At 66.0% G+C, this 6,428-nt stretch carries 12 protein-coding genes; all 12 read right to left on the reverse strand.

Going from position 1 to position 6,428, the window contains the following annotated elements; genetic code table 11:
• Positions 1–11: 11 nt before the first annotated feature.
• From infA to rplE, 12 genes are read right to left on the reverse strand one after another with little or no spacing between them, the layout of a single operon-like run.
• Complete coding sequence (infA, locus tag AB1824_02345) at positions 12–233, reverse strand: translation initiation factor IF-1 (GenBank protein MEW5763792.1); 222 nt, start codon at positions 231–233, stop codon at positions 12–14.
• The gene (gene map, locus AB1824_02350; GenBank protein ID MEW5763793.1) at positions 230–982 is read right to left on the reverse strand and encodes a type I methionyl aminopeptidase; all 753 of its coding nucleotides are present in this window, start codon (positions 980–982) and stop codon (positions 230–232) included. Before map ends, infA begins: the two co-directional genes overlap by 4 nt.
• A complete protein-coding gene (locus AB1824_02355; protein ID MEW5763794.1) occupies positions 979–1,632 on the reverse strand; it encodes an adenylate kinase in 654 nt (217 codons plus the stop codon). The genes map and AB1824_02355 overlap by 4 nt, the downstream gene beginning before the upstream one ends.
• Entirely contained in the window at positions 1,632–3,041 is a 1,410-nt protein-coding gene (gene secY / locus AB1824_02360) for a preprotein translocase subunit SecY (protein ID MEW5763795.1), read from the reverse strand. Before secY ends, AB1824_02355 begins: the two co-directional genes overlap by 1 nt.
• Positions 3,038–3,484: a 50S ribosomal protein L15 gene (gene rplO, locus AB1824_02365; GenBank protein MEW5763796.1), complete on the reverse strand. Its 447-nt coding sequence runs from the start codon at positions 3,482–3,484 to the stop codon at positions 3,038–3,040. Before rplO ends, secY begins: the two co-directional genes overlap by 4 nt.
• A gap of 10 nt (positions 3,485–3,494) precedes the next feature.
• Complete coding sequence (gene rpmD, locus AB1824_02370; protein ID MEW5763797.1) at positions 3,495–3,674, reverse strand: 50S ribosomal protein L30; 180 nt, start codon at positions 3,672–3,674, stop codon at positions 3,495–3,497.
• A gap of 24 nt (positions 3,675–3,698) precedes the next feature.
• Positions 3,699–4,199, reverse strand: a complete 501-nt coding sequence (gene rpsE, locus AB1824_02375) for a 30S ribosomal protein S5 (protein MEW5763798.1) — start codon at positions 4,197–4,199, stop codon at positions 3,699–3,701.
• Positions 4,200–4,209: 10 nt separating this feature from the next.
• Complete coding sequence (gene rplR, locus AB1824_02380) at positions 4,210–4,587, reverse strand: 50S ribosomal protein L18 (GenBank protein ID MEW5763799.1); 378 nt, start codon at positions 4,585–4,587, stop codon at positions 4,210–4,212.
• 18 nt (positions 4,588–4,605) lie between these two features.
• Entirely contained in the window at positions 4,606–5,142 is a 537-nt protein-coding gene (gene rplF / locus AB1824_02385) for a 50S ribosomal protein L6 (GenBank protein ID MEW5763800.1), read from the reverse strand.
• 9 nt (positions 5,143–5,151) lie between these two features.
• Positions 5,152–5,550, reverse strand: a complete 399-nt coding sequence (gene rpsH, locus AB1824_02390) for a 30S ribosomal protein S8 (protein MEW5763801.1) — start codon at positions 5,548–5,550, stop codon at positions 5,152–5,154.
• A 9-nt stretch (positions 5,551–5,559) separates the two neighbouring features.
• Positions 5,560–5,745 carry a type Z 30S ribosomal protein S14 gene (locus AB1824_02395; protein ID MEW5763802.1) on the reverse strand — a complete coding sequence of 62 codons (186 nt, stop codon included), beginning with the start codon at positions 5,743–5,745 and terminating at the stop codon, positions 5,560–5,562.
• Between the two features lie 15 nt (positions 5,746–5,760).
• Complete coding sequence (gene rplE, locus AB1824_02400; GenBank protein MEW5763803.1) at positions 5,761–6,306, reverse strand: 50S ribosomal protein L5; 546 nt, start codon at positions 6,304–6,306, stop codon at positions 5,761–5,763.
• Positions 6,307–6,428: the final 122 nt, after the last annotated feature.

Genomic DNA, 6,428 nt, shown 5'->3' on the forward strand with positions numbered 1-6,428 from the left:
GCCTCACTCCGCTAGCTCTTGAACCGGTAGACGATGCGCCCCCGGTTCAGGTCGTAAGGGGAGAGCTCGACGAGGATCTGGTCCCCGGGCAGGATGCGGATGAAGTGCTTTCTCATCTTGCCCGAGATGTGCGCGAGCACCCGGTGCCCGCTCTCCAGCTCCACCCGGAACATGGCGTTGGGCAATGCCTCCTTCACCACCGCCTTCATCTGGATGACATCGTCCTTGCTCATACCCCCTGAACCCCCAATATCCTCGGGCCGGCCTGGGTCACCGCCACGCTGAACTCGAAGTGCGCCGAGCGCCGGCCGTCGGCCGTGCGGACGGTCCAGCCGTCCTCGTCCACGGACACGCCGGGTTCCCCTTCGTTCACCATGGGCTCGATGGCCAGGACCATGCCCGCCTGAAGCCGGGGCCCGCGTCCCGGGTCGCCGAAATTGGGGACCTGGGGCTCCTCGTGAAGGGCCCGACCCACCCCGTGGCCCACGTAATCGCGGACCACGCTGAAACCGTGCTTCTCCACGTGGGTCTGCACGGCGTGGGACACGTCCGAGACGCGGTTGCCCTCTCGCACGAGTTCAATGCCGGCGAGGAGGCTCTCCCTCGTCACGCGGATCAGCCGCTCGCCATCGGGGTCGAGCCCGCCGACGGCGCACGTCCTCGCCGCGTCCCCGTAGAAATCGCGGTAGATGACCCCGAAGTCCATGGACACCAGGTCGCCCGCCTGAAGCTTGCGGGGCCCGGGGATCCCGTGGACCACCTCGTCGTTGATGGAGATGCAGACCGAGGCGGGGTATCCGTTGTACCCCTTGAAGGCCGGCTTCGCCCCGCGACGGGTCGCCACGTCCTCGGCGATGGCGTCCAGCTCCTGGAGCGCCACGCCGGGGGCCAGCTCCTTCTCGAGCCGGTCCAGGACGTCGAGGACGATGCGGTTCGCCTCGTCCATGATGTCGACCTCTTGGGGCGTCTTCAGGTGGATCATCCGATGGCCTTCTCCAGGGCTTCCAAGACCTGGGCCGGGGCCACGTCGCCCGGAACGGACTTCAGGCGCCCCGCTTCCCGGAAGTGGCTCGAAAGGGGAGCGGTTTTCTCGTGATACACGCGCAGCCGCTCGCGGATCACGGATTCCTTGTCGTCGTCCCTCAGCACGAGCCCTGTGCCGCATTTATCGCAAACCCCCTCCTTCTTGGGGGGGGAGAAGACGAGGTTGTACACGGCGCCGCAGGCCGGGCAGGAACGCCGGCTGCCGAGGCGCGTCACGATCACGTCGTCGGCCACCTCGAGCTCCAGGGCCGTCACCGGGTCCTTGCCCAGATCGCCGAGGATCCCGGCGAGGATGCCGGCCTGGGAGAGGTTCCTGGGATACCCGTCGAGGATGAACCCCTTGTCGCAATCCGCCTTGGCCAGGCGCTCTTTCACGATACCCGTGAGGAGTTCGTCCGACACCAGCCCGCCGCTTTCCATGACGGATTTCGCCTTCAGCCCCAGGGGCGTGCCCTCGCGCACGGCCTCCCGAAGCATGTCTCCCGTGGAGATGTGGGGGACGCCGAGACGGACGGCCAGCTCTTTGGCCTGAGTACCCTTGCCGGCCCCAGGGGGCCCCAACAGCACGAGGTTCTTTTGGTGGTGCATCACTTCCTCCCCCGAATTCGCGTGCGGCGCGAGAACCCTTCGTAGTGCCGCATGACGAGCTGCGATTCCACCTGCTGGAGCGTGTCCATGGCGACGCCCACGACGATGAGGAGCGAGGTGCCGCCGAAATAGAAGTTCAGGTTGAAGCCCCTGAGGATCCAATCCAGCCGGAGCGCCTTGAAGAGGTTCTCGATGGAGGGTCCGATTCCCCACAGGTGCTGGAGGGGGAAGCCGGAGATGAGGATCACGGGGAGGAGGGCCACGATGATCAGGTAGATGGAGCCCGCGAAGAGCAGCCGGTTGAGCGAACGGTACAGGTAGTCGCTCGTGCTCTTTCCGGGGCGGATGCCGGGGATGAAGCCGCCGTACTTCTTGAGGTTCTCGGCCAGGTCCTCGGGGTTGAAGACGATGCTCACGTAGAAGAAGGTGAAGAGGACGATGAGGGCCCCGTACAGAGCGAGGTAGGTCAGGTTCCCGTACCCCAGGTAGGAGTTGAGGACCCGAACCGCCTCGTATTTGTCCAGAGCCGGGAGGCTCAGGATCGTCTGGGGAACCGCCAGGAGCGACACCGCGAAGATGATGGGCATGACCCCGCCGGGGTTGAGCTTCAAGGGGAAGTAGACGGCCTGCCCGCCCACCATTTTCCGGCCCACCATCCGCTTGGCGTACTGGATGGGGATCTTCCTCTGGGCCCGCTCGAAGTACACGATGAAGGCCACGACTCCGACCATGAAGGCCACGAGGAGGGCCACCACGAAGACCGAGAGGTTGCCCTCCTGGACCTGCCGGAAGGTCTGGACGGCGGCGGGGATGAGGCCCACCACGATGCCCGAGTAGATCATCAGGGAGATGCCGTTTCCGACGCCGCGGGCCGTGATCTGCTCGCCGAGCCACATGACGAAGGTGGCGCCGGCCGTGAGGATGATCACGGTGAGGACGTGGTAGCCGAAGCTGGGGTTCTCCACGACGCGCTTGGCCGTGACGGGGCTCACCAGGCTCTTGACCCAGAAGGAGATGCCCAGGCCCTGGACGACGCAGATGAGAATCGTCAGGTACCGGGAGTACTGCACGATCTTCTTCCGGCCCTCGGCTCCGCCTTCCTTCTGCAGTTTCTCGATGTAGGGCCAGACGACCCCGAGGAGCTGCATGATGATGGAGGCGGTGATGTACGGCATGATGCCCAGTGCAAAGATGGTGCACCGCTCGAGGGCGCCGCCCGAAAAGAGGTTCACGAACCCGAGGACGCCCGAACTGGCATACTGCTGGAAGAACTCCTGCAGGGCCAGGGCGTCGATTCCGGGCGTGGGGATCTGGGAGCCCACGCGGTACACGGCGAGGAGCAGGAACGTGAATATGATCCTCTTCCTGAGGTCGGGGATCCTGAAGAGGTTCTGGAAGGCTTCGATCACGGCTGCCTCACCTCCACCCGTCCTCCCGCCGCCTCGATGACCTGCCGGGCCTTCTCGGAGAAGGCGTCGGCCACCACCGTCATGGCCTTGTCCAGGGCGCCCACGCCCAGGATCTTCACGAGGGAGGTCTCGGACCGGATGAGACCCGCCCGCTTGAGGGTCTTGGCGTTCACCTCGCTCCCGCCCTCGAAGGCCGAGAGGCGGCCCACGTTCACGATCTCCCACTTCTTGGCGAAGACGTTCGTGAAGCCCCTCTTGGGGATCCGGCGCATGAGGGGCATCTGTCCGCCCTCGAAGCCGGGGTTCTGGTGGAATCCGGAGCGGGACTTCTGTCCCTTGTGGCCCTTGCCGGCGGTCTTGCCGTGGCCGGAGCCCGGGCCGCGGCCGATGCGCTTGGGCTTCTTGACGGCGCCCTTGGCGGGCTTCAGCTCGGAGAGAAACATGGCCGTCCCCCTACTCTTCCGTGACCGTCAAGAGGTGCTTGACGGCGAAGATCATGCCGCGGATTTCCGGCCGGTCCGGGTAGCGCCGCGTGCTGTTCATTCTTCTGAGCCCCATGCTCCAGACCACCTTGCGGAGTTTCTCCGTCCCGGGCCTGCGCACCAGGGTGACCACGAGCTGTTTTTCTTTCACGGGAGCCTTCTTCGCGGCCATGGCTTACCCCACGAGTTCTTCGAGGGTCTTACCCCTCTTGCGGGCCACCTTCTCGGGGCTCTGGAGGCTCTTGAGCCCCTGCAGGGTGGCCTTCACCACGTTCTGGGGGTTGTTGGTCCCCACGCACTTGGTGAGGATGTCCTGGACGCCCGCCGCCTCCATGACGGCCCGCACGGCGCCGCCGGCGATGACGCCGGTTCCCTTGGAGGCGGGGCGGAGCACGACGTGGCCCGCGCCGAATTTCCCCTCCACGAAGTGGGGAATCGTGTTCCCCTGGAGGGAGACGCGGAACATGTTCCGCTTGGCCTGCTCGACGCCCTTGGAGATGGCCAGGGGGACCTCGCGGGCCTTGCCGAGGCCGCAGCCCACGCGGCCCGCGCCGTCGCCCACCACCACCAGGGCGGAGAAGCTGAAGTTCTTGCCGCCCTTGACCACCTTGGTCACGCGGCGGATCGAGACCACCTGCTCCTTGAATTCCAGCTCGCTCACCGATCGCTCTTCCATGATCCCGCTCCTAGAACTGCAGGCCGCCCTTGCGGGCACCCTCGGCCACGGCCTTGATCCGGCCGTGGTAGACGTAGCCGCCGCGGTCGAAGACCACGGCCTCTATCCCCTTGGCCTTGAGGCGCTCGGAGACGATGAGGCCGATCTTCTCCGCCACGGACGTGTGCTTTCCGGACGTGGTGAGGGTCGCGCGAACGGTGGGCTCCAGCGAGGAGGCCTGGGCCAAGGTCGTTCCCGAAGCGTCGTCCACGGCCTGCACGTAGATGAACTTCCGGCTCTTGAACACGACCAGCCGGGGGCGTTCGGCCGTTCCCTCGATCTTCTTGAGGATGCGCACCCGGCGCCGTGCCCTCTTCTGCTTTCGATCCAAATGATTCAGCTTGCCCATTTCGTCACTCCGTCCGGCCTACTTCGCCGCCTTGCCGGCCTTGCGGATGATGGTCTCGTCCGAGTAGTGGACGCCCTTGCCCTTGTACGGCTCCGGCTTGCGATACGACCGGATCTGGGCCGCGATCTGGCCCACCTTCTGGCGGTCGAACCCCGTCACGACCACATGGGTGGACTTCTCCACCGTGATCTGGATCCCCTCCGGAATGGCGAGCGTGATCGGGTGGGAATGGCCGAGGTTGAAGACCACGTTGTTTCCGTCGAGGGTGGCCTTGTAGCCGACGCCCACGATGTCCAGTTCCTTCTTGAAGCCCTCGGTGACGCCCTTGACGGCGTTGGCCAGGAGGGCCCGCGTGAGCCCGTGGAGGGACCGGGCGGTCTTGGAGTCGTCCCCCCGGGACACCACCAGGCTGCCGCCGTCCACGGCGCAGGAGATGCCCTGCGGGACGGGGGTATCCAGGCTCCCCTTGGGGCCCGTCACCCGGACGGCCCCCTGTTCCACGGCGACCTTCACCGTTCCGGGGAGGGAGATGGGCTGCTTACCAACGCGAGACATGCGTTCCTCCTACCATACCGTGCACAGCAGTTCGCCGCCGACGCCTTCGCGCCGCGCCTGCTTGTCGGTGAGGACGCCGCGGGACGTGGTCAGGATGCCCGTTCCCAGTCCCCCGAGCACGGGGCGGATGTCGTCCCGCCCGACGTAGACCCGCCGGCCGGGGCTCGACTCGCGCCTCAGGCCCTCGATGACGGGGCGCCCATCGGACGAGTATTTGAGGTCCAGGCGCAGGATGCCCTGCTTCCCGTCCTCCGTGACCTTGAAATTGAGGATGTAACCCTCCTCCTTGAGGATCTTGGCGACCTCCACCTTGAGGGAGGAGGAGGGAAGCTCCACGAAGCTCTTCTTCGCGCGAAGTCCGTTGCGGATGCGCGTGAGGAGGTCGGCGATGGGGTCCGTCATACTCATGGCTTCACCTCACCACGACGCCTTGGTGACACCGGGGAGCTGGCCCTGGAGGGCGAGCTGGCGCAGGCAGCACCGGCAGAGCGCGAATTTTCGATAGTAGCCGCGGGGCCGACCGCACCGCTTGCAACGGTTGTGGTAGCGGACCGCGAACTTGGGTTTCTTTGCCATCTTGGCGAAAGCGCGGATGCTGGCCATTCTTCTGAGACCTCCCTACTTGCGGAACGGCATGCCGAAAAGCCCAAGGAGCGCCTTCGCCTCGGGGTCCGTCTTGGCCGTCGTGCCGATGGTGACGTTCATGCCCATGGCACGCGTGATCTTGTTGTACTCGACTTCGGGAAAGATCAGCTGGTCCTTGATCCCCAGCGTGTAGTTGCCATGGCCGTCGAAGGCGCGATCGGGCACGCCGCGGAAGTCCCGCATCCGGGGAATGGCCAGGCTGATGAGCCGGTCCAGGAACTCGTACATGCGGAATCCCCGGAGGGTCACCATGGCGCCGATGGGCTGGCCCTGCCGGAGCTTGAAGTTCGACACGGACTTCCGGGCCCGGCGCACGGCCGCCTTCTGGCCGGCGAGCACGGTGAGGGTCGCCGAGGCTTCGTCCAGGAGCTTGATGTCGCTCTTGGCCTCTCCGATCCCGATGTTGACCGTGATCTTCGTGAGCCGCGGCACGGCCATGACGCTCGTGTACCCGAACTCCTTGCGGAGCTTGGGCAGGATCTCCTCCTTGTACCGGAGAAGGAGCCGCGGCGGCGGCACGGGGGCCTTGGGGGCGGCCTTGGGGGCGGCCTTGGGGGCGGCCTTGGACGCCTCGGCCGGCTCGCCTCCCTTCGCGGCCTTCGGGACCTTGGGGGCCTTGGTGGCCTTTCCGGCCTCCTCGG

It is taken from the genome of Acidobacteriota bacterium (genome assembly GCA_040752915.1).
Lineage (GTDB): Bacteria > Acidobacteriota > UBA4820 > UBA4820 > DSQY01 > JBFLVU01.

Excerpts from the sequence above, each read along its gene's own strand:
- infA (MEW5763792.1), bottom strand. The coding sequence starts at position 233 with ATGAGCAAGGACGATGTCATCCAGATGAAGGCGGTGGTGAAGGAGGCA.
- map (MEW5763793.1), bottom strand. The coding sequence starts at position 982 with ATGATCCACCTGAAGACGCCCCAAGAGGTCGACATCATGGACGAGGCG.
- AB1824_02355 (MEW5763794.1), bottom strand. The coding sequence starts at position 1,632 with ATGCACCACCAAAAGAACCTCGTGCTGTTGGGGCCCCCTGGGGCCGGC.
- rplO (MEW5763796.1), bottom strand. The coding sequence starts at position 3,484 with ATGTTTCTCTCCGAGCTGAAGCCCGCCAAGGGCGCCGTCAAGAAGCCC.
- rpsE (MEW5763798.1), bottom strand. The coding sequence starts at position 4,199 with ATGGAAGAGCGATCGGTGAGCGAGCTGGAATTCAAGGAGCAGGTGGTC.
- rplR (MEW5763799.1), bottom strand. The coding sequence starts at position 4,587 with ATGGGCAAGCTGAATCATTTGGATCGAAAGCAGAAGAGGGCACGGCGC.
- rplF (MEW5763800.1), bottom strand. The coding sequence starts at position 5,142 with ATGTCTCGCGTTGGTAAGCAGCCCATCTCCCTCCCCGGAACGGTGAAG.
- rpsH (MEW5763801.1), bottom strand. The coding sequence starts at position 5,550 with ATGAGTATGACGGACCCCATCGCCGACCTCCTCACGCGCATCCGCAAC.
- AB1824_02395 (MEW5763802.1), bottom strand. The coding sequence starts at position 5,745 with ATGGCCAGCATCCGCGCTTTCGCCAAGATGGCAAAGAAACCCAAGTTC.